This window comes from Plantibacter sp. ME-Dv--P-122b (assembly GCF_030209375.1).
GTDB lineage: Bacteria > Actinomycetota > Actinomycetes > Actinomycetales > Microbacteriaceae > Plantibacter.
Map to the genome: position 1 here is coordinate 85,830 of NZ_JARVSC010000003.1, position 23,129 is coordinate 108,958.

Genomic DNA, 23,129 nt, shown 5'->3' on the forward strand with positions numbered 1-23,129 from the left:
GTTCAGAGCGTGGGAGGTTCGCGGTGCGTCGAGCGCCGCTTCGCGTTCGCCCGCTCCTCCGCCTCGGTGGCTGCGACCCGGCGCCGACGACGCAGCACGAGGATGAGGGCGAGCGCGATGAGGTCCAGGACCAGGAAGGCGAGGAGCAGCCAGACCCAGAGCGGCGGCCCGGCACCGGCACTCGGCGCGGGCTCGGCCGCGGCCTCCGCCGCCTCCGCGGTCGTCGTGGAGTCGTAGACGAGCCGGACCGGGTCGCCGAGCGTCGCCCCGCCGTCGTCGTTCGTCGACACGAGGGCGAGGGTGATGTCGTACTCCCCCGCCTCCGCACCGCGCAGCCACTGGGTCATGTTGATCCTGGTGGACCATCCGCCGTCGCTCCCGACCTCGATCGACTGCCCGTCGAAGCGGAACTCGGTCGCACCGGTCCCGCCGGTGGACTGCAGGTCGCAGGACGCGTCGTCGGCCGTCGAGCTGCTGAAGCAGGCCTTCGCCGAGTCGTACAGGTCGATCGAGCGCCAGTAGGACAGCACGACGTCGGCACCCGGGTCGGCGGTGCCGGTGACGTCGAATCCGCTCACCTGCTCACCGTCCAGGGTGTAATCGACGCGGTAGACGGTGTCGCCGTCGGTCGGGCTCTCGATCGTGCCGGCGCCGGCGGCCGACGCGGGAGCGGATGCGGCGAGCGGCAGGACGACGGATCCGGCACCGAGCGACACCGCCACCACGGCGAGCGCCGCGGCACGGGAGGCACGCTGCAGCAGCGAACCGAGTCGACGCGCTCCGGGGATCACCTGGCCACCACTCCCTCCGGCGACGCCGGACGGCGACGCACGCCACCAGTATCCCAAAGACCGGGGCGCCGAGCCTGGGAACGACGGGGGGCGGGGACCGCACCCGGCGATCCCCGCCCCGTCGTGGCGGTCGGACGGAGCCGTCCGATCAGGCCCCGAGACCGCCGAGCAGCTCGGAGAACGGGCGATCGAGTGCGAACGGGTCGTCCAGGCGCCCGGAACGGTCCGAGGCCGCCACGAGTGCGCTCAACTTACCGGCAGCGCGGTCGATCCGCGCCGGCAGGGCACTGACCTGCGCGTCGCCCGACCCCCAGTCCTCGGAGGCCGCGAACACGGCGGTCGGCACGGTCACCGCCCGCAGGTAGGCGAACAATGGACGCACGGCGTATTCGAGGGCGAGCGAATGCCTGGCCGACCCACCCGTCGCCCCGAGGACGACGGGCACCCCGGTCAACGCCGTCGGCTCCACCACGTCGAAGAACGACTTGAACAGGCCGGAGTAGCTGGAGGAGAAGATCGGCGTCACCGCGATCACGCCGTCGGCTGCGGTCATCGCCTCGATCGCCTCGGACAACCGTGGACTGGGGAACCCGGTCAGCAGGTTGTTCGTGATGTCCTGCGCGAGGTCGCGCAGCTCGATCGACGTCGTCCGGACCTCGTACCCGTCCTGCTCGAGGCGTGCCACGGCGGCGTCGCGGAGGCGGTCGGCGAGGAGGCGCGTCGACGACGGCTGGCTGAGGCCGGCCGACACGACGGCGAGTGTGCGCTTCGCGGTCATCGGGTCGCCCCGACCGCCGCCGCGCCGAACGCCGAACCGGATGCGACGCGGCTCGTCTCGACCGCACCGGAGCGCGAGGCGAGTTCCGCCTCAGCGGCCGCGACCATCGACGCGTGCGTCGGCGCCTCCGGCACGTCGGCCGGACGGTCCTTCGCGAACTCCTTGCGCAGCACCGGCACGACCTCGCCGCCGAGGATCTCGAGCTGGTCGAGCACCGTTGCGAGCGGGAGCCCGGCGTGATCCATGAGGAACAGCTGACGCTGGTAGTCGCCGAAGGTCTCGCGCATGCCGGCGTACCGGTCGATGACCTGCTGCGGGCTGCCGACGGTGAGCGGCGTCTGCTCGGTGAAGTCCTCGAGCGTCGGCCCGTGGCCGTAGACCGGAGCATTGTCGAAGTACGGCCGGAACTGGGCGACGGCGTCCTGCGAGTTCTTCGCCATGAACGCCTGACCGCCGAGTCCGACGATCGCCTGCGCGGCCGTGCCGTGCCCGTAGTGCTCGAACCGCTGACGGTACAGCTGGATGAGGCGCATGTAGTGCTCCTTCGGCCAGAAGATGTTGTTCGCGAAGAAGCCGTCGCCGTAGTAGGCCGCCTGCTCGGCGATCTCGGGGCTCCGGATGGAGCCGTGCCACACGAAGGGCGGCACGCCGTCGAGCGGTCGCGGCGTGGACTGGAAGCCCTGCAGCGGGGTGCGGAACTGGCCCTGCCAGTCGACGTAGTCCTCTCGCCAGAGGCGGTGGAGCAACGCGTAGTTCTCGATGGCGAGGTTGATGCCCTCGCGGATGTCCTTGCCGAACCAGGGGTAGACGGGCCCCGTGTTGCCACGGCCCATGATGAGGTCGACCCGGCCGCCGGCCAGGTGCTGCAGCATGGCGTAGTCCTCGGCGATCTTCACCGGGTCGTTCGTGGTGATGAGCGTCGTGCTCGTCGAGAGGATGAGGTCCGTGGTCTTCGCCGCGATGTAGCCGAGCATGGTCGTGGGACTCGACGGTACGAAGGGCGGGTTGTGGTGCTCGCCGGTCGCGAAGACGTCGAGGCCGACCTCCTCCGCCTTCACGGCGATCGCGACCATCGCCTCGATGCGCTCGTGCTCGGTGGGCGTGACCCCGGTGGTCGGGTCGGTGGTGACATCCCCCACCGTGAAGATTCCGAATTGCATCGTGCGCTCCCACTCGTTCTTTCATGCGTTTGCATGGATATTCAGGACAACGGCGTTCACACCCGCGCTATTCCCGCCCCGTTCGGCACCCTGTCCACAGCGCGCCGAGCGAGCCGTACGCCGTGTCGGCGGGCTATGGCAGGATCACCGCATGAACGGCTCACCGAACCCTTCGTCCAGCACGCCGCCACCGGCCCCTCGGCACGTGTGCGGCATCGTCCCGCCCTGGTTGCTCGAGCGGATCGCCGAACTCGACGCCCCGCAGCTGGCACGCGCCGCCAGTGCCGCACGGTACTCGCTGCTTGCCACGCGACCATACCGCTTCCCGGAGCCCGGATCGGAGCGGGCCGCTGATCCCGTCCGCAGCGCCACCGCGGGCAAGCGTCCGGTCGGCCCACCACAGCGCAGTATCCACGACGCCCGGCGGACGGAGACCCTCCCGGGCACGCTCGTCCGCTCGGAGGGTGAGCCGGCCACCACCGACACCGCGGTCTCCGCCGCCTACGACGGCCTCGGCGACACCCACGCCCTCTTCGCCGAGGCGTTCGCACGCGACTCCATCGACGGCCGCGGGCTGCCCCTGCTCGCCACGGTGCACTACGGCGACGACTACGACAACGCGTTCTGGAACGGCGAGCAGATGGTCTTCGGCGACGGCGACGGCGAGGTCTTCCGCAGCTTCACGAGCTCCCTGAGCGTCATCGGCCACGAGCTGGCCCACGGCGTGACGCAATACACGGCGAACCTCGTCTACGAGGGGCAGCCCGGAGCGCTCAACGAACACGTGTCAGACGTCTTCGGCGCCCTCGTCGAACAGCACGCGCGCGGCGAGGACGCGGCATCGGCGTCCTGGCTCATCGGCGAAGGGCTCTTCACCGACGAGGTCGAGGGCAACGCCCTGCGCTCCATGCTCGCCCCGGGCACGGCCTACGACGACGACGTCCTCGGCAAGGACCCGCAGCCGGCGCACTTCGACGACTACATCGAGACGACCGACGACAACGGAGGTGTCCACCTCAACTCCGGCATCCCCAACCGGGCGTTCGCGACGCTCGCCGTCGCGCTGGGCGGCAACGCCTGGGAACGTGCGGGTCTCATCTGGTACGACACCCTCATCGGTGGCCTGTCGGAGCGCGCCGACTTCGCGACCTTCGCAGCGGCGACGATCGCGGCGGCCGCCGCCAGGTTCGGTGCGGACTCGGAGGAGCACACCGCGGTCGGGCAGGCGTGGGCGCTCGTCGGTATCGAGCCGTCCGCCTGAGCGCCGTGGCAGCGCCCACGCTCGCGGAGTAGCATCGCGGCATGAAGGTCACGGTGACGAGGAGCGGCGGTGTCGCCGGTCTCACCCGACGCTGGGAGGTCGTCGTCGACGAGCAGCCCGACGTCGACCGGTGGATCGTCCTGCTCGACCGCCTCCCGTGGGACGACACCCCGCAAGGACCACCGGTCCCCGACCGCTACGTCTACCGCATCCGATGCGCGCCCAAGGAAGCCACCCTCGGCGAGCAGCAGCTCACCGGTCCCTGGCAGGAACTCGTCGAACGGGTGCGCGCCGTCCAACCACCGCGCGACTGACGATTCCTCGCCCGCGTCGCACGATCCCGACGGCGTCAGCGCTGCGGGAAGCGCTCCGCCAGCAGTTCGATCGTCCGCTCACGTGCGGGCGCCGAGTTCGACGGCGTGCCCTCCCGTGCCGACCCGACCGGCGACACCATGACCTCGTCGACGCCGAAGCGGTCGGCGAGACCCTGCAGCTCGGCCGCAGCCCGGTCGGCGTCGCCGATGATCCAGGCGGCGCGCATCTGCTCGACGAACCCGAGCTCGAGATCGCTCTGCTCGGTCGCGGCGGCCTCCTCGACCGTCGCGATGGGGCCGAGCGACTTGCCGGAACGCAGTCTCGCCATCTGCTGCAGGTTGGGCAGCGCCAACGCCTCCGCCTCGGCGGCCGTGTCGGCGACCACAGCGTTCGCGGTCAGGAAGGTGCGAGGCGCGTCGAGATGTGCGGATGGTTGGAAGCTCGACCGGTAGAGCTCGAGGGCCCGAGCCGTCCCCTGGCCGGAGAAGTGGTGCGCGAAGACATAGGGGAGTCCGAGCGCTGCGGCGAGCGCCGCCGAGTAGTCGCTCGAGCCGAGCAACCACACGTCCGGCACGCTGCCGGCCTTCGGCGTTCCCCGCAGGGCGTACTCCTCGCCGGAGGTCATCCGTACACTCGCACCGTCGACGCCGAGGAGGGCGACGATGTCCTGCACGTTGTTCGGGAACCGGTCGACGTCGCTCGTGTTACCGGACTGGCGGAGCACGGCGGAGATGACCGGGTCGCTGCCCGGTGCCCGGCCGAGGCCGAGGTCGATGCGGCCGGGCGCGGAGGCCTCGAGGAGCGCGAACTGCTCGGCGACGACGAGCGGAGCGTGGTTCGGGAGCATCACGCCGCCGGAGCCGACGCGGATCTGCTGCGTGGCGGCGGCCAGGATGCCGATGACGACCGCGGGGTTCGTCGATGCGACGGACGGCATGTTGTGGTGCTCGGCCACCCAATACCGGTGGTACCCCAGCTCGTCGGCGCGCTTCGCCAGGGCGATCGTCGCGGCGAGGGCAGCCGCGGTGTCCTGGTCGGTGCGGACGGGGATGAGATCCAGTATCGAGAGTCGCATGGTCACCTTTCGTCGCGCTGCCGAACGGCGACAGACGCATCAGGGTGCAGCGCTCGGACGGCCTGACATATTCCGCCTCGGCGACCGCAGCGGATTCCCAGGGCGATCCAAGCCAGATGCCACACCTGACGCGTACGCTGGACGCCCGCGACCGTGAAGGAGCACAGCATGGGATTCCTCGATCGACTGCTCGGACGTCCCGAGTCGGATGGACCTGTCCAGGCGACGGGCGGCGGCGGAAGCCAGGCTTCGGCACCCGCACGGACGGAGGACGAGATCGCCGTCGAACGCTACCGCTACCTCCTGCGGACCGCGCCGCCGGAGACCATCGAACAGGTCCACGAAGAGGCCTTCACGAAGCTCACCCCCGAACAGCGGGGCATCCTCTACCGACAGCTGTCGGAGGACGCTCCGACCGGTGAGGCACCGGCAGACGACTCCCCCAAGGCCCTCGCGCGTTCGGCCACCCGGGCCGAGGTGCGGCAGCCCGGGACCCTCGAGCGCAACCTCGGTCCGCAGGGCGGCGGGGTGGGCTTCGGCGGCATGCTGGCCAGCTCCATGCTCGGCACCATCGCCGGTGTCGTGGTCGGTTCGGCCATCGCGCAGGCGTTCATTCCGGACACCGCCGGGACCGATGCCGCAGCCGATGCCGGTGGCGCCGACCAGAGCGGTGCCGAGGCCGGGGCGGGAGACAGCGCGGCGACCGACACCTCCGCCGACGGCGGTGGCTGGGGTGACGGTGGATTCGGCGACGTCGGAGGTGGCGGCGACTTCGGTGGCGGCGGCGACTTCGGTGGCGGCGGCGACTTCGGTGGCGGCGGCGACTTCGGGTTCTGAGCCATACCGGCACCCGTGGCGCGCCGACGCGTGTCCGTCAGCGCCGCTGACCACCCGCGGTACGCGCAGGAGCGGCCGTCCGGAGTTCCACGGCCCGCTGGGCGAGCAACTCGATGACCGCTTCGATCCGTGCATCCCGCTGCGTGTCGTCGGACCGCTCCACCCACATCGCGAGTTCCCGCTGTGCACTGTTCGGCAGGCCGCGGAAGAACGACAATCGACCGGCGTCGTCGATCGCCTCCTCAAGGTCCGGCCGCAGCCGCACCACCGTGCCGGTCGCCGAGAGCGGCGCGGCTCCCACATCAGCGTGTCTGCCCATGCGGCAACGGTAGTGGGTCGGGCGGCAGCCGTCGAGCAGCTCGGTCCTGACCGACCTCGGCCGGGTCCTCGGGCCGTCAGGACCTCAGGCGAGTTCCCATGAGGCGACGCCACCACCGACGACGACGAACACCGGGTGCGGCTGCGGTCGCCAGACCTTCGCCCATCGGGACGCGACGTCCGGGCTGCGTCCGAGCAGATGTCGCCGCAGGTTGCCCCATTCGTAGTCGAGCTGGCCGTCGGTCACGACGAGAGGTTCCGGGAGGACGCCGGAGGCGACGACACGCGCACGGTCGAAGACGATGTCGCGCTCCTGCGCCTCGTCGGCGACACCGTTGAGGTAGGCCGCGATCGCCTCCAACGGTTCGTCGGCCTCGAGGAACCGCTGGAGCTGCGGGTGTGCACGGAGGCTCGATCCGGGCTCCTGCAGGACCCGTTGGGCGATCAGCCCCTCGCGCCAGGACGACGTCAGTGCCTGGGCGTCGAAGTACCGGGGGTGGATCGACCAGAGACGCATGTCTCCATCCTGCCCGAGGGCGCTGACAACCGACTCCGGGCAGCCCCTGCCCTCACCGCGGAGCCCTGCCGCGACGCGCGTAGGCTGAGGTGCATGTCTGAGCGCGCCCCATCCCGTCACCCGATGCCCCGGTGAGCGCTGCACCCGGATCCGGGCGGCGCGGACTCCTCGTCGATCTGAGTCCACTCCGGGAGAGTCCCGCCTTCGCCCGGCTGTGGATCGGCGGCGCGATCACCGGGATCGGCGGTCAGATGACCATCGTCGCCGTCGGCCTCCAGGTCTACGACCTCACCGCGTCGACGTTCGCCGTCTCGCTCGTGGGCGTCATCGCCCTCCTCCCGATGATCTGCTTCGGCCTCTACGGGGGCATGCTCGCGGACGCGTTCGACCGACGCACGGTCGCCCTGACGGCCGCCGTGGTCACGTGGGTGTCCACCGCGATCATCGCGGTGCTCGCCTGGAGCGGCTCTGAGGTGGTCTGGCCGCTGTACCTCCTCACGACGATCAACGCCGTGTCGACGACCATCGTCGGGACGACGCGCCAGGCGATCCTCCCCCGGCTGCTGCCGGCCCGCCTCCTGCCGTCCGCCGCGGCGTTGTCCGGCATCGCCGCGGGGGTCATGGTCACGGTCGGTCCCGCACTCGCCGGTGTGCTCGTGGCCGGTGTCGGATTCCGATGGACCTACACGATCGACGTCGTGCTGTTCGTCGCCGCCTTCCTCGGGATCGCGTCGCTGCCGAAGATCCTGCCCGAAGGCGGCGTCAGTCGGCTCCCGGGCCTCGCGAGCCTGGTCGACGGCTGGACTTTCCTCCGGACGGCCCCCAACGTCCGGATGACGTTCATCGTCGACATCGTCGCGATGACGTTCGGCAACCCACGGGTGCTCTACCCGGCCGTCGGCACCCTGTTGCTCGGTGGCGGCGCGATCACCGTCGGGGTCCTGACCGCGGCCGGCGCGGTCGGCACCCTGCTGTCGAGCCTCGTGTCCGGACGACTCGGCCGGATCGACCACCAGGGCCGCGCCATCGAGCGGGCCATCATCGTCTACGGGCTCGCCATCGCCTGTTTCGGCGCGGTCCTCGCATGGGTCACGTTCTCCGGGACGGCGACCCACGATGCGGCAGACGCGAACCTGCCCGCCATCGTGATCGCGGCGATCGCACTCGCCGTCGCCGGAGCGGCCGACAACATCAGTTCGATCTTCCGGATGACGATCCTCCAGGCGGCCGTGCCCGATGCCGTGCGGGGCCGGTTGCAGGGCGTCTTCACCGTCGTCGTGACCGGCGGTCCCCGCGTCGGCGACCTCTACATCGGCCTCGCGGCTTCGGTGTTCGCGCTCTGGGTACCGGCGCTCGCCGGCGGACTCCTGGTCGTCGTGCTCGTCTGGACACTCGTCCGCGTCCAGGGGGCCTTCCGGCGCTACGACGCCCGGACGCCGACGCCGTAGCGCCTAGGCGGGAGCCGTGGCGATCGAGAAGACGTCGCGACCGCTGAGCGAGGCTCGGCCGGGCAGTCCCTCGAGCTCGAGCACCAGCCCGAGGCCAGCCACCTCGTACCCGGCGCGCTCGATGAGGTTGACCGCCGCACCGCAGCTGCCGCCCGTCGCGAGCACGTCGTCGAGGATGAGCACGCGCGTCCCGGCCGGCAGCTGCTCGGTGCGCAGCTCAAGGGCGGCGGCACCGTACTCGAGTCCGTAGTCCTCGCGGAGCACCTCACCCGGCAGCTTGCCCGCCTTGCGGATGGGGACGAGGCGGGTGTGGGTCGCGTACGCGACCGCCGCGGCGAGCAGGAACCCGCGGGCCTCGACGCCGGCGACGGCGTCGAAACGCCCCGCGAAGCGCGCTGCCAGCTCGTCGATGATCGCGCGGAAGGCGTCTGCGTCGGCGAAGACCGGGGTGAGGTCGCGGAACAGGATGCCGGGCGTCGGGAAGTCGGGGATGGTCGCCGTCAGGCGGTCGACGTACTGGGTTGCGGTGGTCATGCGGTCCTCGTTCGGTCTGGGAGACATGCGACACCCCTCGCCTCCGCGACGCGTCGGTCGAGGGAGACGAGGGGTGACCTGCGGATGGTTACTTGACGCCCAGGAGGTCGATCACGAAGACGAGCGTCTGGCCGGAGAGCTGGTGGCCGCCACCGGCGGGGCCGTAGGCGAGCTCCGGCGGGACCGTGAGCTTGCGACGGCCGCCGACCTTCATGCCGGGGATGCCGTGCTGCCAGCCCTGGATGAGGTTGCGCAGCGGGAAGTTGATGGACTGCCCGCGGCTCCAGGAGGAGTCGAACTCCTCGCCGGAGTCGTAGCCGACGCCGAGGTAGTGGACGTCGACGGTCGAGGAGGCCTGGGCCTCGTCGCCCTCGCCGAGGAAGATGTCCTCGATGACGAGTTCGGTGGGGGCCGGGCCCGTGGGGGCGTCGACCTCGGGCTTGGTGCGTGCTGAATCGGTCATGACTCCATCCAAGCAGTTCCGTCCGACCGGTTCACGCGGATTTCGCTGAGCGCGTGACGACCCGGGCCGACGCCGGGTGGGGTGGTCGTGGCGCTGCACCCGGTACTTGGGGGTTGCGGGCCGTGGCACCCGGGTGCATGCTGGATGGACAGACCAACTCATCGCCCGGGCGACTCGCAGGCAGTGCCGCAGCACCGGGCGATGAGTCTGTCCGGGGCCGACACCCGGGATCCGCCTCGCAACCCGTTCCGTCGCGTCCGGGCACCGGCAGCTCGGACCGGTATGTCCACAACGCCCGCGCCCGACGCGCCTGCGATACCGTAGACGGGTGAAGTTCGCCCATTTCGTCGCCACAGACCACCAGCCGAGTACCCCCGCAGAGCCGCGGGTCCGACTCGCCGTCATCAGCGACACCGGGGCGGTGTTCCTCGACGAGATCCTCGAGGACGCCCCGCGCGACCTCCAGGAGCTCATCGAGCGCGGCCCGGCCGAGCTGGACCGCGTGCGGAGCTTCGTCGAGACGTCGCTCGCCCACGGTGTCAGCGGAGAACCCCTCGACGGGCTCGTGCACGCGTCCGCGGTCCTCCGCCCGCCGACGATCCTCGCGGTCGGGCTCAACTACTCGGCGCACTCGCAGGAGCTCAACCTCAAGACCGACAACGCCCCCACCATCTTCGGCCTGTGGGCGAACTCGCTCACCGGTCACGAGGGCACCACGAGCTGGCCCGCGGCGATCAGCGAGCAGGTGGACTACGAGGCGGAGCTCGGTGTCGTCATCGGCCGGGCCGCTCGCGACGTCGATGCGGCCGACGCGCTCGGGTACGTGTTCGGGTACACCGTCGTCAACGACATCACCGCCCGCAACATCCAGTACTCCGAGGCCCAGTGGTCGCGCTGCAAGTCCTTCGACGGGTTCACCCCGACCGGCCCGGTCGTCGTGACCGCCGACGAGATCCCCGACCCGCAGGACCTCCACATCTCGACCGTCCTCGACGGCGTGACGCTCCAGGACTCCTCGACCAGCCACATGGTGCGCAGCGTCGCAACGCTCATCGAACACTTGTCGGGCTCCGCGACCCTCCTGCCCGGAACGCTCATCTCGACCGGCAGCCCGGGCGGCGCCGGATACTCGCGCGACCCGCAGGTCTTCCTGACCGACGGCGCGACGGTGACCGTGTCCGTCGAAGGCGTCGGATCGCTCACGACGCACTGCACGGTCACCGCCGGGTAGCGACTCCCCCCACAGCACACGACGAAGCCGCCCGGACCCTGGTCCGGACGGCTTCGTCGTGTACAGCCGCGTCGGTCAGCGACTCGGGTCGGAGTCCGCGCCCGGGATCGGCAGGTCGATGATCGGGATGGCGGAGGTGATGGCCTCGATCCCCGAGAGCCGTGCGGGCGAGAGCTGCTTCGTGACCTCGTCGCGCGTCATGAGGTTGGCCTCGACCACGAGGTCCGCGACGTTGCGGCCCGTGAGCAGTGCGGTCTTCGCGAGCGCCGCAGCCGACTGGTAGCCGATGAACGGGGTCAGGGCGGTGATGACGCCGACGGAGGCGCCGACCATCACCTCGAGCCGTTCCTCGTTCGCCGTGATGCCGTCGATGCAGTTCACCCGCAGCGTCTTGCACGCCTGCGCCATCCAGACGATGCTCTGGAGCAGCGAGTGGGCGATGACCGGCTCGAAGGCGTTGAGCTGCAGCTGCCCGGCCTCGGCAGCCATCGTGACCGTCATGTCGGCGCCGACGACGCTGAAGGCCACCTGGTTCACGACCTCCGGGATGACCGGGTTGACCTTGCCCGGCATGATGCTCGATCCGGCCTGTCGGGGCGGCAGGTTGATCTCGCCGAGGCCGGCCTGCGGACCGCTCGACAGTAGACGCAGGTCGTTGCAGATCTTGGAGAGCTTGATGGCGCTCCGCTTCAAGGTGCCGCTGAACGACATGAATCCGCCGGCGTCGCTCGTCGACTCGATAAGGTCGGGTGCCGTGGTGAGCGCGAGGCCCGTGATCTGGTTGAGGTGACGGACGACGGCCTCCGCGTAGCGCGGGTCGGCGGTGATCCCCGTCCCGATCGCGGTGGCGCCGAGGTTGACCTCGGCGAGCAGCCAGAGGGTCTCGTGGAGGCGGTCGTAGTCCTCCGTCAGTGTGGTCGCGAAGCCGTGGAACTCCTGCCCGAGGGTCATCGGCACCGCGTCCTGGAGCTGCGTGCGTCCGACCTTGAGGACGTGGGAGAACTCGACGGACTTGGCGCTGCACGAGTCACGCAGCAGGCCGAGCTCCGTCAGGAGGAACTGCAGCGAGAACGCGAGCGCGATCTTGATCGAGGTCGGGTAGACGTCGTTGGTGGACTGCGATCGGTTTGTGTCGTCGAGCGGGTGTAGGAACTGGTAGTCGCCCTTGGCGTGGCCGGCGAGCTCGAGCGCGATGTTGGTGATCACCTCGTTCGCGTTCATGTTCGTCGACGTGCCCGCGCCGCCCTGGATCACGCCGACGAGGAACTCCTCGTGGAAGTCACCGTCGATGATGATCTGGCACGCGCGGTCGATGAGGTTCGCCTTCGCGGGGTCGAGGACCCCGATCTCGGCGTTCGCGCGGGCGGCGGCCTGCTTCACGCTCGCGATGGCGACCACGAGGTCGGGGTAGACGGAGATCGGGCGCTTCGTGATGGGGAAGTTCTCGAGCGCGCGTGCCGTGTGGATGCCCCAGTACGCGTCGGCCGGGATCTCCATCGAACCGAGTGAATCCGACTCCGTCCGAGTCTCGTCGCTGTTCGTCCTGTCCGCCATGTCGTCGTCTGCTCCAAGGGTGGTGGGGATGCTGCTGCTGGTGGTGCTGATCGTCACTCGTGGCTCCGTTGCCTGGTGGGTGGATGTCCCTTCCAGCGTAGCCGGGTGCGATCCGCGATGCCTCTGCGGTGTCTTGGACCCGAGACGGTTCCGTGCCTGCGGTGCAGCGCCCGTGGGTCACCGCTTGCGCGAGAACGCCTCCAGCCGCTCGGCCGGGCTCAGGGCGGCCATGCGGTCGATGAACGCCGCACTGAAGGTGTCGGCGGTGGTGTAGTCACCGAGCGGGACCGTGGAGTGGGTGATGCGGTCGTCGTAGACGTGCACGAGGTTGAAGGACTGACCACCGAACATCCCGTTCACCTCCACGGACGGGAGCGAGAGGTTCATCGAGTAACAACTCGCGCTGGCGACCTGGACGGGGATGCCGGCGAAGGTACTCGAAGTGGAGTAGTGCAGATGGCCGCCCAGGATGGCCCGGACGTCGCTCCCGCGCAGCACGGCCTCGAGCCGGTGCTGGTCGCGGAGCTCGAGGATGTCGAAGAACGGGATGCTCGACGGCACCGGCGGGTGGTGCATGGCGAGGATGCTGCCGAGCGGCGCCGGCGTGGCCAGCACCGTCTGCAGCCACTCCAGCTGGCTGTCTTCCAGCTCACCGTGGTGCCATCCCGGGACGGTCGAGTCGAGGCCGATGACGCGCAAGCCGCCGAAGTCCCAGACGGCGTCGAGCGGCTGCTCCCCCGCCGGGAGGTCGAGGAGCTCCGTCCGCATGACCGACCGTTCGTCGTGGTTGCCCATGAGCCAGACGATGGTGGTGCCGAGTCGCTCGGCGACGGGCTCGACCCGCTCCCGGAGTCGACGGTAGGCGTCGGCCTCTCCGAGATCCGCGAGGTCGCCCGTGAACACCATCGCGTCGGGCCGGAGCTGCATGCGCTCGATCTGACGGAGGGCCTGCTCAAGGTTGGCCTGCACGTCGACCGCGTCGTAGAGGCGTCGGCCGTCGGCCAAGAGGTGCGGGTCGCTCAGATGGACGATGACCCTGTCGGGTGCCGGATACTGCCCGAATCGGACGTCGGAAGTCATGCCCCGAGTCTAGGACGCGCCCCCGACGCTCCGATCAGGACGCGACGCCGAGGAGCTGCTCGATGGGCCCGCGGGCGAAGAACACGAGGAACCCGGCTGCGACGACCCACAGTAGCGGGCTGATCTCGCGCGCCTTCCCGGACAGGGAACGGAGCACGACCCAGGCGATGAAGCCGGCGCCGATGCCGTTGGCGATCGAGTAGGTCAGCGGCATGACGACGACCGTCAGGAACACCGGGAGCGCGACCGAGAACTCGGTCCAGACGATGTCCTTGATCTGCGACATCATGAGCGTTCCGACGATGACGAGCGCGGCGGCGGCGACCTCGGAGGGCACGATCTGCGTGAGCGGCGTGAAGAACATGGCCAGGAGGAACAGCGCGCCGGTCACGAGGTTCGCGAGGCCGGTCCGTGCTCCTTCACCGATACCAGCACCGGATTCGATGAACACGGTCGACGAGGAGGACGAGGTCGCGCCGCCGGCCACCGCACCGACACCCTCGACGATGAGCGCCGAGCGGAGTCGCGGGAAGTCGCCCTTGGCGTCCGCCACACCGGCCTCCTTCGAGAGCCCGGTCATCGTGCCCATGGCGTCGAAGAAGTTCGTGAACACGAGGGTGAAGACGAGCATGAGCGCGGCGAGGACGCCGATGCGCTCGAAGCCGCCGAAGCTCACCTGGCCGAGCAGGCTGAGGTCGGGGATCCCGACGACCTGGGTGGGCAGGGTCGGGACGCTCAGGTTCCAGCCACCGGCGTTCTCGCCACCGTTGGAGGCGCCGACCTTGAAGATCGCCTCCGCGATGATGGCGATGATCGTGGAGGCGACGATGCCGATGAGCAGCGCACCCTTGATCTTGCGAGCGACGAGCACGCCCGTGAGCAGCAGGGAGATGACGAACACGGCGGTGGGCACGGTGGCGACAGAGCCCTCGATCCCGAGGCCGACGGGCGGCGAACCGGCGCCCGTCGAGCGGACGAAGCCGGCGTCGACGAAGCCGATGAACGCGATGAAGAGACCGATGCCGACCGTGATCGCGATCTTCAACTGGATGGGTACCGCGTTGAAGATCATGGCGCGGAGGCCGGTCGCCGCGAGGAGGACGATGATCAGGCCGTTGATGACGACGAGCCCCATGGCCTCGGCCCAGGTGACCTGACCGACGACGCTGACCGCGAGGAACGAGTTGATGCCGAGTCCGGCCGCGAAGGCGAACGGCAGCCGCGCGACGAGACCGAAGAGGATCGTCATGACGCCGGCGGTCAGGGCGGTCACGGCGGCGACCTGGGCGAAGCCGAGCTCGCCACCGGTGACGTCGGCCGAGCCGCTCAGGATGATCGGGTTGAGGATGACGATGTAGGCCATCGCGACGAAGGTCACGAGGCCGCCGCGCACCTCGCCTCCGACGGTCGAGCCGCGCTTGCTGATCTCGAAGAAACCGTCGAGACGCTCTCGGAACGAGCGCGGAGCGGTGGGCGTCGTGGTCACTGGACCTCCTGGGTCTGCATCGAAGGAACCAGCGTACCGGCACGGCGGACCGCCCCGCGACGACCGGGATGCGAGGGTGCCGCTACGATCGGCTGGACCCCTTTCCCAGTACCCTCCTCACGGAATCGAGCTCACATGGCGCTGCCCTGGACTCTGCACGGCGACGGCAAACACGTCCCGACCCACGCGATCGTCGGCCCCGGAGAACGACTCACCTGGCCGCGGACCATCGGCCTCGGCATGCAGCACGTCGTCGCGATGTTCGGCGCCACGTTCCTCGTCCCCGTGCTGACCGGGTTCCCGCCCACCACGACACTGTTCTTCTCGGGCGTCGGCACCATCCTGTTCCTCGTCATCACCAAGAACCGCGTGCCGAGCTACCTCGGCTCCTCGTTCGCCTTCATCGCCCCCATCTCCGCCGCGGTCGCGAGCCAGGGCATGGGCAGCGCCCTCTTCGGCATCCTCGCGGTGGGGCTCCTCCTGGCGCTCGTCGGCGTCATCGTGCAGGTCACGGGCACGGGGTGGATCGATGCGCTCATGCCGCCGGTCGTCGCCGGTGCCATCGTCGCGCTCATCGGGTTCAACCTCGCCCCCGCCGCGAAGAACAACTTCGTTGCGGCTCCGATCACCGCCCTCGTCACGCTCGCGGCCGTCATCCTGTCGACCGTCGTCTTCCGCGGGATCCTCGGCCGACTGTCGATCGTCATCGGCGTCGTGGTCGGGTACATCGTCGCGGCGATCCGTCAGGAGATCGACTTCTCGAAGATCGGCGACGCCGCTTGGGTCGGCCTCCCCGAGTTCCACCTCGCGGACAACCCGATCTCGAACCCCGCGGTCTGGGCGGTCCTCCCGGCCTTCCTCCCCGTCGTGCTCGTCCTCATCGCCGAGAACGTCGGCCACATCCGGGGCGTCGCGCAGATGACCGACGCCTCCGTGAACAAGCAGACCGGTCGCGCGCTCCTGTCCGACGGCCTGGCGACGATGCTGGCCGGCTTCGGCGGCGGTTCGGGCACGACGACCTACGGCGAGAACATCGGCGTGATGGCGGCGACGCGGGTGTACTCCACGGCGGCCTACTGGGTCGCAGGGCTCTTCGCGGTCCTCCTCGGTCTCTCCCCCAAGGTCGGCGCGGTCATCAACACCATCCCGGCGGGCGTCCTCGGCGGCGTCACGACGGCGCTGTACGGACTCATCGGCATCATCGGCGTGAAGATCTGGCTCGACAACAAGGTCGACTTCTCGAAGCCCGTCAACCAGTTCACGGCCGCGACCGCGCTCATCATCGGCATCGCGGACTTCACCTGGGTGGCCGGTGGCGACGTGAGCTTCAACGGGATCGCGCTCGGCACGATCGCCGCGATCGTCATCTACCACGTGATGACGGTCATCGGCCGCTGGCGGAAGACCGCCTGACCCGTCCGGTGCGGGTGCGCCAGCGCGGTGCGCTGACGTCAGCGCGGGTCGTACGCGTGGGCGCGGGTCGTTCGCACGGTTTCGGGTCGGGCCAGCGCGGTGCGCTGACGTCAGCGCGGGTCGTACGCGTGGGCGCGGGGCTCTGGAGGCCCGCGCTCACGCGTGTCCCCCGCGGTCACGCCAGGTAAGTGCGGTTCGCGTCAGCGCACCGCGCTGGCGCTCCTACACGGATCGGTTCAGGACCGGGTGGCCCGCGCTCGCGTCAGCGCGGTGCGCTGGCGAAACCCCGAGGGGTCAGCCCTGGTGGAAGAACGGCACGATCAGGTAGATGCCGAAGAGGACCGCCGCCGCACACAGGGCGAAGCAGGCATAGGCACCGGCTCGGGCCAGGTTCTGCTGTGCCGGGGTCAACGGGTTCTTCCGGGCGGCCTTCGCAGCCCGCTTCGCCGCCTTCGCGGCCTCCTCCGGCGTGATGACCGTGATCGCGTCGGTGAACTCGGCCGGCGCCACCACAGGTACACGCCCGGCGGTCGTCAGGAGCCGGAGCCCGAGGGAGTACAGACTGACGATCGCGGTCGCACCGATGAGCGACGTCGCGAAGACGATCAGGAATGCTGCCCAGTCGATCACTTCTTCACCTTCTTGGGCTTGGGATTGCGCTTGATCTTGACCGCACGACCGGAGTCGGCGACCTCGCTGACGACGTTGCTGTGGTCGACCTGGTTCCGGCGCGAGATGAGGAAGATGGTGAGGATGACACCGACCCCCACCACGGCGTCGATGACGATGCCGACGACGCCGAGGTGGGCGACGGCGGCGGCGAGTGCCCCGACGATACCGGCCGCTGGCAGGGTCATCAACCAGCCGAGGGCGATGCGCCCGGCGGTCCCCCAGCGCACCTTCGATCCGCGTCGCCCGAGGCCGGAGCCGATGACGGAACCGGAGGCGACCTGCGTGGTGGAGAGGGCGAAGCCGAGGTGGCTCGACGCGAGGATCGTGGCGGCGGTGCTCGTCTCGGCAGCGAAGCCCTGCGCAGGCTTGACGTCGGTGAGCCCCGTGCCGATGGTCTTAATGATCCGCCAGCCGCCCATGTAGGTGCCGAGCGCGATGGCGAGGGCGCAGACGACGATGACCCAGAGCTCGGGGCCGGTGCCGACCGCCTGCACGCCGACCGCGATGAAGGTGAGCGTGATGACGCCCATGGTCTTCTGCGCGTCGTTCGTGCCGTGCGCGAGGGCGACGAGGGACGAGGAGAAGATCTGCGCGTACCGGAATCCGTCGCGGCCGTCGGGTTTGCCGTCGTAGCGGCGCGTGATCCGATAGGCGAGCTTCGTCGCCGAGTAGGCGACCAGGCCCGCCGTGACGGGGGCGATCAACGCCGGGAGGATGACCTTGGAGAGGACGACACCGAAATCGATCGAGCCGAAGCCGGCGCCGACGATCGCCGCGCCGATGAGCCCGCCGAACAGCGCGTGGCTGGAGGACGACGGCAGACCGAGGAGCCAGGTCAGCATGTTCCAGACGATCGCGCCGATGAGCCCGGCGAAGATCAGCTCCGGTCCGATCCGGATGCCGCCCTCGCCCTCCCGGATGAGCCCGCCCGAGATGGTCTTCGCGACCTCCGTGGACAGGAACGCGCCGACGAGGTTGAGGATCGCGGCGAGCAGGACGGCGGTCTTCGGCTTGAGGGCGCCCGTGGCGATCGGGGTCGCCATGGCGTTCGCCGTGTCGTGGAACCCGTTCGTGAAGTCGAAGAACAGTGCCAGTGCGATGACCAGCACGACAGTCAGGGTAACGAGTTCCACTGGTGTCTTTCTCGAGGCGGAGCGAATACGGACACAGTGCTCCCCGACGAGATGTTTGGGGGGAATTCACGTGCTGGATACGGGCGGTTCACCCGCCGTACACGATCCTTACACCCTGCCCGGTCGAGGTCAACTCGACGCCGATCAGCGCCCGCCGCCGCCTCCGCCGCCTCCGCCGCCGCCCGCGAAGCCGCCGCCCGTCGAGCCGCCGGACGAGCTTGCTCCCCCACTGGTCGACCAGGACGCCGACGTACTCGACGCCGATCCGGAGAAGCCGGAGAACGCGTTCGCGAACATCGCCGCCTGGAACGGGGTGTTCGAGGCGTACCACGACGGCGCACTCCCTGCCTGCTCGTAGCGGGTGCCGAGTTCCTTCGCCCACTCGCGCTCCACGCCCCAGAGCACGGCGAAGGGCAGGAGCCGCTCGGTGACCCGGACGAGCTGGCCGGGGTCGCCGAGGTCCACCCGTTCGGCACCGTCAGGGCTCTGCAACATGCGGAAGCGGTCCTGCTCCGCCAGCGCGAGGTAGTCGCGGAGGCCGAGCAACTCGTCCCGCGCATCGGCACCGGTGGCGGTGAGCGGCTTCGGCGCGATGGCCAACACGATCCCCGCGAGCAGCGCGATCCCGGTCACGAAGAGCGCGGCGACCGACCAGCCGTTGTCCGCTCGCTGGGAGTAGGCGACCCCGAAGAAGACGATCCCGGCGACGCCGAGGACGGCGAGCGCCCCCACGATGATCCACGCCCGCCCGGAGGAGACCGAGCGTCGGAGGCCGAGGTCGAGGGCGTTCCGCTTGGCGGCCGCGAGTTCCGCGGTGACCGCCTTGCCGAGCGCCGGGTCGACCTCCTTCATCTCCCGCGGTCGGTTCCGGTCGGGGAAGAGCGCGGCGAGCACGCGCCGTTCCTGCTCATCCGTCGCGCTGTCGTCGAGGTACTGCAGGGAGTAGTCCTTCTTGCCCGGTCCGTCCACGATCCGGAGCTTGCCGCGGACGGCCAGGCTGACGATCTCGGCGGCCATCGACGAGGCGGCGCGACCGGCGAGGTCGCCCGCCAGCAGGAGGTTCATCTGCCTCGGGGCGGAGTACTGCGGCACGATGACGCCACGACCGGGGTGGTCCCTCCAGAAGCGCAGTCGGATCCACAGGAGTGCTCCGAGCCCCGCGGCCGACAGCGCGCCGAGGACGATCGGGACGATGGAGAAGACCGGTGCCTCGCCGGGGCGGGCCGGTTGGACGAACGTGCCCGGTTCGAACCCGATCGCGACCGTCAGCGTCTGGCGGGCCTGCAGCGGGACGGAGGAGGTCGTGAAGACGTCTCCGTCGGCGTCCTCCGCTTGGGAGAGGTCGCACGGCGAGCTGTCGTCCGGATCCCCGCGGTAGCAGGCGCCGTCACCGGTGAGCGCGTCGGCGATGTCGGGCGCGACCCGCACCGTCATGCTGGCGTCGGCGAACGGCTGGTCCCAGCCGGTCCCGGGCGCGTCCCAGTAGAACTCGTCGGAGCGTGTGTCGCGATAGGCGCCGACGACGCCGCGCTGCGTGTAGGTGATGACGTAGCTCTGCGTGCCGCGCACGTAGTCGTCCGTCCCGAGCGACAGCTCGAGGAAGTCACCGTCGCGCTCGGTCTCCCACTCCACGGGCGCACCGTCGGCGTCGGTCACCGAGACGACCTCCGTGTGCAGTGGTGCCCGGTCGAACTCGTCGGGGATCGCTCGGATGATGCCCTTGTTCTGGTCGGAGTCGGGGAACTCGGCGACGAAGGTCTCGACCGCGCGCAGCTCGGCTTGACCGTCGCCGCCACGACTCAGGGTGTAGTCGCCGTCGAAGGACGCGAAGGTGAAGTCGGACACGTCGGTCCAAGCGTCGGCCGCGGCGGGCTGCGTGCTCGCCAGGGTCGCGACGAGCGGTGCACCCACCGCCAGGGCCAGGGCGACGAGGAGCACCCGCGACGAGCGTGCACGGACCGGGGACAGGCGACGACGTCTGGGCTTCACCCGGCCAAGTCTAGGAGGGGTGCCGGCGGGCGCGCGGACGCGCCCGCCGGGACTCACATCTCCTCGTGGGTGTTGGGGTCTCCGTCGAAGAGCCTGCCGTCGGTCCGCCCGAGTGCGGTGATCGCCTGCACCTCGGTGTCGCTGAGCTCGAAGCCGAACACGTCGATGTTCGTGCGCTGGCGTTCCGGGGACGCGGACTTCGGGATCGGGAGCACGCCACGCTGGTGGTGCCAGCGGAGGACGACCTGCGCCGGTGAGACGTCGTGCGCCGCGGCGGCCGCTGCGACGGGTTCCTCGGCGAACGGCGCCTGTGCCTTGCCGAGCGGGCTCCACGCCTCGGTGACGATGTCGTGCTCGCGGTGGAAGGCGAGGAGCTCCTCCTGCGGGAAGTACGGGTGCAGCTCGACCTGGTTGACGGCCGGCAGCACACCCGTCTCGTCGGCGAGGCGGGTCAGGAACTCCTCGGTGAAGTTCGAGACGCCGATGCTGCGGACGAGGCCCTCGCGCTGCAGCTGGATCATGGCCTTCCACGACTCGACGAAGCGGCCGACGGAGGGGTTCGGCCAGTGGATGAGGTACAGGTCGATGTGGTCGAGGCCGAGCGAGGCCAGGGATCCACGGCACGAGGTGATGGTCTCCTCAAAACCGTGGTCACGGCCGGGCAGCTTCGTCGCGACGACGAGCGCGTCGCGTGGGACGTCGGTCTCGCGGACCGCGGCGCCGACGGCGTCCTCGTTGCGGTAGTTCACGGCGGTGTCGATCAGTCGGTAGCCTGCGTCGATGGCGGACAGCGTGGCGTCGGTGCCCTCGCGGCCTCGCAGGGGGTACGTGCCGAAACCGATCGCGGGGACGCTCGAACCGTCGTTGAGCGCGAATGTTGGGATGGTCGTCATCACCCCACGCTAGACCCGGCGGCCCTCGGATGGCTCCGAGCAGGCTGGGAGGGCGTGCCTCGACTAGCGTTGGACCATGGCGAAGCTCTCTGCCCCCCGTGCCCAGACCCGACCGACCGAACGCACCCACCACGGCGACACCGTGGTGGACCCGTACGAGTGGCTCCGAGAGAAGGAGTCACCGGAGGTGATCGCGCACCTCGAGGCGGAGAACGCCTACACCGAGCAGGAGACGGCCCATCTGGCCGGACTGCGCGAGCGCATCTTCCAGGAGATCAAGGGACGCACGCTCGAGACCGACCTCTCGGTCCCGACCCGGTCCGGCGCATGGTGGTACTACGGCCGCAGCGTCGAAGGCCGACAGTACGGCATCCAGTGCCGCATCCCGGTCGCCGACCCGGAGGACTGGACGCCGCCGACCCTGCCCGAAGGCGGCGCGGCCCCCGGCGAGCAGATCATCCTCGACGCCAACGTCGAGGCGGAGGGCCACGAGTTCTTCTCCCTCGGCAGCTTCGACGTGTCGGACGACGGCTCGCGACTGCTCTACGGCGTCGACGTCGAGGGCGACGAGCGGTACACCGTCCGTGTCCGGGACCTCGCGAGCGGCGTCGACCTCGACGACGAACTCCTCGGGACCGCGGGCGGGGCGGAGTTCTCCCCCGACGGCACCGCCATCGTCTACACGACGGTCGACGAGAGCTGGCGCCCCGACACCGTGCACCTGCACCGGGTCGGGACCTCCCAGGACGACGACACGGTCCTCTTCCACGAGCCCGACGAGCGGTTCTGGGTCGGCGCCGGATTCACCCGCAGCCGCGCGCTGCTCCTGATCGAGGCCGGCTCGTCGGTCACGAGCGAGACCCGGCTCGTCCCCGCCGACGCACTGTCCGAGGAGGCGCGGATCGTCTGGCCGCGGACCGACGGCGTCGAGTACAGCGTCGAACACCGGGTGGCCGACGGCGCAGACCGGTTGCTCATCCTGCACAACCGGGACGCGCCGGACTTCGAGCTCGTCGAGGTGCCGCTGACGGATCCACTCGGCACCGCCCGGGTCGTCGTCGCGCACAGCAGCGAGCGTCGGCTCGAGGACGTCGAGGCGTTCGAGACCGTGACCACCGTCTCCTACCGGCGCGACGGCCTCACTCGCATCGGCCTGCTCGACCCGACGAGTGGCGACATCGACGAGATCGCCTTCGACGAACCGCTGTCCACCGTCGGTTGGCACGGCAACGGTGAATGGGCGCAACCGATGCTGCGGTTCGGCTACGGCTCCCTCGTCACACCGTCCACGGTGCTCGAACTCGACCTCCGGTCCGGCGAACGCTTCGTGCGCAAACAGCAGCCGGTGCTCGGCGACTACGACCCGGCGGACTACGAGCAGTTCCGTGAGTGGGCGACGGCCGCCGACGGGACCCGGGTGCCGATCTCCATCGTGCGCCGGGTCGGCGTCCAGGGGCCCGGGCCGCTCCATCTCTACGGGTACGGCTCGTACGAGGCCAGCATGGACCCGTCCTTCTCGATCGCGAGGCTGTCGATGCTCGACCGCCGTGTCACCTTCGCGATCGCGCACGTGCGCGGCGGCGGCGAACTCGGGCGGCACTGGTACGAGGACGGCAAGAAGCTCCACAAGCAGAACAGCTTCAGCGACTTCGTCGACGTGGCCGACCACCTCATCCGCGAGGGCTGGACGACGCCTGCCCGGCTCGTCGCCGAGGGCGGCAGCGCCGGTGGGCTCCTCATGGGCGCCGTGGCGAACCGTGCTCCCGACCGCTTCGCGGGCATCCTCGCCGGCGTCCCCTTCGTCGACGCGCTGACGAGTATCCTCGACCCGTCGCTCCCCCTGACGGTCATCGAATGGGACGAGTGGGGCGATCCGCTCCACGACCCCGAGGTCTACGCGTACATGAAGGCGTACAGCCCCTACGAGAACGTCGACCCGGCGAAGCGCTACCCGCGCATCCTCGCGACGACGAGCCTCAATGACACCCGCGTGCTGTACGTGGAACCCGCGAAGTGGGTGGCCCGCCTGCGGGACGCCGGAGCACCGGCACTGATGAAGATCGAGATGAGCGCCGGCCACGGCGGGGTGAGCGGCCGCTACAACGCGTGGCGTGAGCGCGCCGAGGAGCTCGCCTGGCTGCTCGACGTGCTCGAGCTCACGGACACCGATCCGGCCTGATC

At 70.0% G+C, this 23,129-nt stretch carries 22 protein-coding genes; 7 read left to right on the top strand and 15 right to left on the bottom strand.

Annotated features, from left to right (window positions below; genetic code table 11):
* Window positions 1-2: 2 nt before the first annotated feature.
* The 3 genes from QRN19_RS05200 to QRN19_RS05210 form a co-directional block, all read right to left on the bottom strand.
* Window positions 3-791 (bottom strand): hypothetical protein, encoded by a 789-nt coding sequence (locus tag QRN19_RS05200; protein WP_285025714.1) that lies wholly within the window; start codon window positions 789-791, stop codon window positions 3-5.
* A gap of 148 nt (window positions 792-939) precedes the next feature.
* Window positions 940-1,569 carry an FMN reductase gene (locus QRN19_RS05205; protein WP_285025715.1) on the bottom strand — a complete coding sequence of 210 codons (630 nt, stop codon included), beginning with the start codon at window positions 1,567-1,569 and terminating at the stop codon, window positions 940-942.
* Entirely contained in the window at window positions 1,566-2,729 is a 1,164-nt protein-coding gene (locus QRN19_RS05210) for an LLM class flavin-dependent oxidoreductase (protein WP_285025716.1), read from the bottom strand. Before QRN19_RS05210 ends, QRN19_RS05205 begins: the two co-directional genes overlap by 4 nt.
* 151 nt (window positions 2,730-2,880) lie before the next feature.
* On the opposite strand from QRN19_RS05210, the gene QRN19_RS05215 reads away from it, so the two are divergent.
* Both QRN19_RS05215 and QRN19_RS05220 read left to right on the top strand, forming a co-directional pair.
* Window positions 2,881-3,990 (top strand): M4 family metallopeptidase, encoded by a 1,110-nt coding sequence (locus QRN19_RS05215; protein WP_285025717.1) that lies wholly within the window; start codon window positions 2,881-2,883, stop codon window positions 3,988-3,990.
* A gap of 41 nt (window positions 3,991-4,031) precedes the next feature.
* Window positions 4,032-4,304 (top strand): protealysin inhibitor emfourin, encoded by a 273-nt coding sequence (locus QRN19_RS05220; RefSeq protein ID WP_064294474.1) that lies wholly within the window; start codon window positions 4,032-4,034, stop codon window positions 4,302-4,304.
* Window positions 4,305-4,339: 35 nt separating this feature from the next.
* On the opposite strand, the gene QRN19_RS05225 is transcribed toward QRN19_RS05220, so the two are convergent.
* On the bottom strand, window positions 4,340-5,380 hold the full coding sequence (locus QRN19_RS05225) for an LLM class flavin-dependent oxidoreductase (RefSeq protein ID WP_285025718.1): 1,041 nt from the start codon (window positions 5,378-5,380) through the stop codon (window positions 4,340-4,342).
* A gap of 168 nt (window positions 5,381-5,548) precedes the next feature.
* Here QRN19_RS05225 and QRN19_RS05230 point away from each other — a divergent pair, with 168 nt between their 5' ends.
* A complete protein-coding gene (locus tag QRN19_RS05230) occupies window positions 5,549-6,217 on the top strand; it encodes a hypothetical protein (protein ID WP_285025719.1) in 669 nt (222 codons plus the stop codon).
* 37 nt (window positions 6,218-6,254) lie between these two features.
* Here the strand turns inward: QRN19_RS05230 and QRN19_RS05235 are convergent, their stop codons facing one another.
* Together QRN19_RS05235 and QRN19_RS05240 are read right to left on the bottom strand one after the other, a co-directional pair.
* Window positions 6,255-6,536 carry a YdeI/OmpD-associated family protein gene (locus QRN19_RS05235; protein WP_285025720.1) on the bottom strand — a complete coding sequence of 94 codons (282 nt, stop codon included), beginning with the start codon at window positions 6,534-6,536 and terminating at the stop codon, window positions 6,255-6,257.
* An 84-nt stretch (window positions 6,537-6,620) separates the two neighbouring features.
* On the bottom strand, window positions 6,621-7,052 hold the full coding sequence (locus QRN19_RS05240) for a pyrimidine dimer DNA glycosylase/endonuclease V (RefSeq protein ID WP_079707123.1): 432 nt from the start codon (window positions 7,050-7,052) through the stop codon (window positions 6,621-6,623).
* A 131-nt stretch (window positions 7,053-7,183) separates the two neighbouring features.
* Between QRN19_RS05240 and QRN19_RS05245 the strand changes: the two genes are divergently transcribed.
* Window positions 7,184-8,500, top strand: coding sequence for an MFS transporter (locus QRN19_RS05245; RefSeq protein ID WP_285025721.1), 1,317 nt, complete (start codon window positions 7,184-7,186; stop codon window positions 8,498-8,500).
* Between the two features lie 3 nt (window positions 8,501-8,503).
* Here the strand turns inward: QRN19_RS05245 and QRN19_RS05250 are convergent, their stop codons facing one another.
* Both QRN19_RS05250 and QRN19_RS05255 read right to left on the bottom strand, forming a co-directional pair.
* The gene (locus QRN19_RS05250; RefSeq protein WP_285025722.1) at window positions 8,504-9,034 is read right to left on the bottom strand and encodes an adenine phosphoribosyltransferase; all 531 of its coding nucleotides are present in this window, start codon (window positions 9,032-9,034) and stop codon (window positions 8,504-8,506) included.
* Window positions 9,035-9,122: 88 nt separating this feature from the next.
* The gene (locus tag QRN19_RS05255) at window positions 9,123-9,497 is read right to left on the bottom strand and encodes an FKBP-type peptidyl-prolyl cis-trans isomerase (RefSeq protein WP_137243256.1); all 375 of its coding nucleotides are present in this window, start codon (window positions 9,495-9,497) and stop codon (window positions 9,123-9,125) included.
* A 328-nt stretch (window positions 9,498-9,825) separates the two neighbouring features.
* On the opposite strand from QRN19_RS05255, the gene QRN19_RS05260 reads away from it, so the two are divergent.
* A complete protein-coding gene (locus QRN19_RS05260; RefSeq protein WP_370281973.1) occupies window positions 9,826-10,728 on the top strand; it encodes a fumarylacetoacetate hydrolase family protein in 903 nt (300 codons plus the stop codon).
* A 75-nt stretch (window positions 10,729-10,803) separates the two neighbouring features.
* On the opposite strand, the gene QRN19_RS05265 is transcribed toward QRN19_RS05260, so the two are convergent.
* The 3 genes from QRN19_RS05265 to QRN19_RS05275 all read right to left on the bottom strand — a co-directional run bounded on the left by QRN19_RS05265 (window position 10,804) and on the right by QRN19_RS05275 (window position 14,848).
* Complete coding sequence (locus QRN19_RS05265; RefSeq protein ID WP_285026730.1) at window positions 10,804-12,282, bottom strand: aspartate ammonia-lyase; 1,479 nt, start codon at window positions 12,280-12,282, stop codon at window positions 10,804-10,806.
* Between the two features lie 177 nt (window positions 12,283-12,459).
* Complete coding sequence (locus QRN19_RS05270) at window positions 12,460-13,362, bottom strand: phosphodiesterase (protein WP_285025723.1); 903 nt, start codon at window positions 13,360-13,362, stop codon at window positions 12,460-12,462.
* A gap of 34 nt (window positions 13,363-13,396) precedes the next feature.
* The gene (locus tag QRN19_RS05275) at window positions 13,397-14,848 is read right to left on the bottom strand and encodes an NCS2 family permease (protein WP_086473905.1); all 1,452 of its coding nucleotides are present in this window, start codon (window positions 14,846-14,848) and stop codon (window positions 13,397-13,399) included.
* A 135-nt stretch (window positions 14,849-14,983) separates the two neighbouring features.
* On the opposite strand from QRN19_RS05275, the gene QRN19_RS05280 reads away from it, so the two are divergent.
* A complete protein-coding gene (locus QRN19_RS05280; RefSeq protein ID WP_285025724.1) occupies window positions 14,984-16,261 on the top strand; it encodes a uracil-xanthine permease family protein in 1,278 nt (425 codons plus the stop codon).
* Between the two features lie 294 nt (window positions 16,262-16,555).
* Here the strand turns inward: QRN19_RS05280 and QRN19_RS05285 are convergent, their stop codons facing one another.
* The 4 genes from QRN19_RS05285 to QRN19_RS05300 all read right to left on the bottom strand — a co-directional run bounded on the left by QRN19_RS05285 (window position 16,556) and on the right by QRN19_RS05300 (window position 20,948).
* A complete protein-coding gene (locus QRN19_RS05285) occupies window positions 16,556-16,891 on the bottom strand; it encodes a peptidase (RefSeq protein ID WP_079707129.1) in 336 nt (111 codons plus the stop codon).
* Complete coding sequence (locus QRN19_RS05290) at window positions 16,888-18,066, bottom strand: inorganic phosphate transporter (RefSeq protein WP_285025725.1); 1,179 nt, start codon at window positions 18,064-18,066, stop codon at window positions 16,888-16,890. Before QRN19_RS05290 ends, QRN19_RS05285 begins: the two co-directional genes overlap by 4 nt.
* 144 nt (window positions 18,067-18,210) lie before the next feature.
* A complete protein-coding gene (locus tag QRN19_RS05295) occupies window positions 18,211-20,055 on the bottom strand; it encodes a DUF2207 domain-containing protein (protein WP_285025726.1) in 1,845 nt (614 codons plus the stop codon).
* A 53-nt stretch (window positions 20,056-20,108) separates the two neighbouring features.
* Window positions 20,109-20,948, bottom strand: coding sequence for an aldo/keto reductase (locus QRN19_RS05300; RefSeq protein ID WP_285025727.1), 840 nt, complete (start codon window positions 20,946-20,948; stop codon window positions 20,109-20,111).
* A 76-nt stretch (window positions 20,949-21,024) separates the two neighbouring features.
* Between QRN19_RS05300 and QRN19_RS05305 the strand changes: the two genes are divergently transcribed.
* Window positions 21,025-23,127 (top strand): S9 family peptidase, encoded by a 2,103-nt coding sequence (locus QRN19_RS05305; RefSeq protein ID WP_285025728.1) that lies wholly within the window; start codon window positions 21,025-21,027, stop codon window positions 23,125-23,127.
* The last annotated feature ends 2 nt before the right edge of the window (window positions 23,128-23,129 follow it).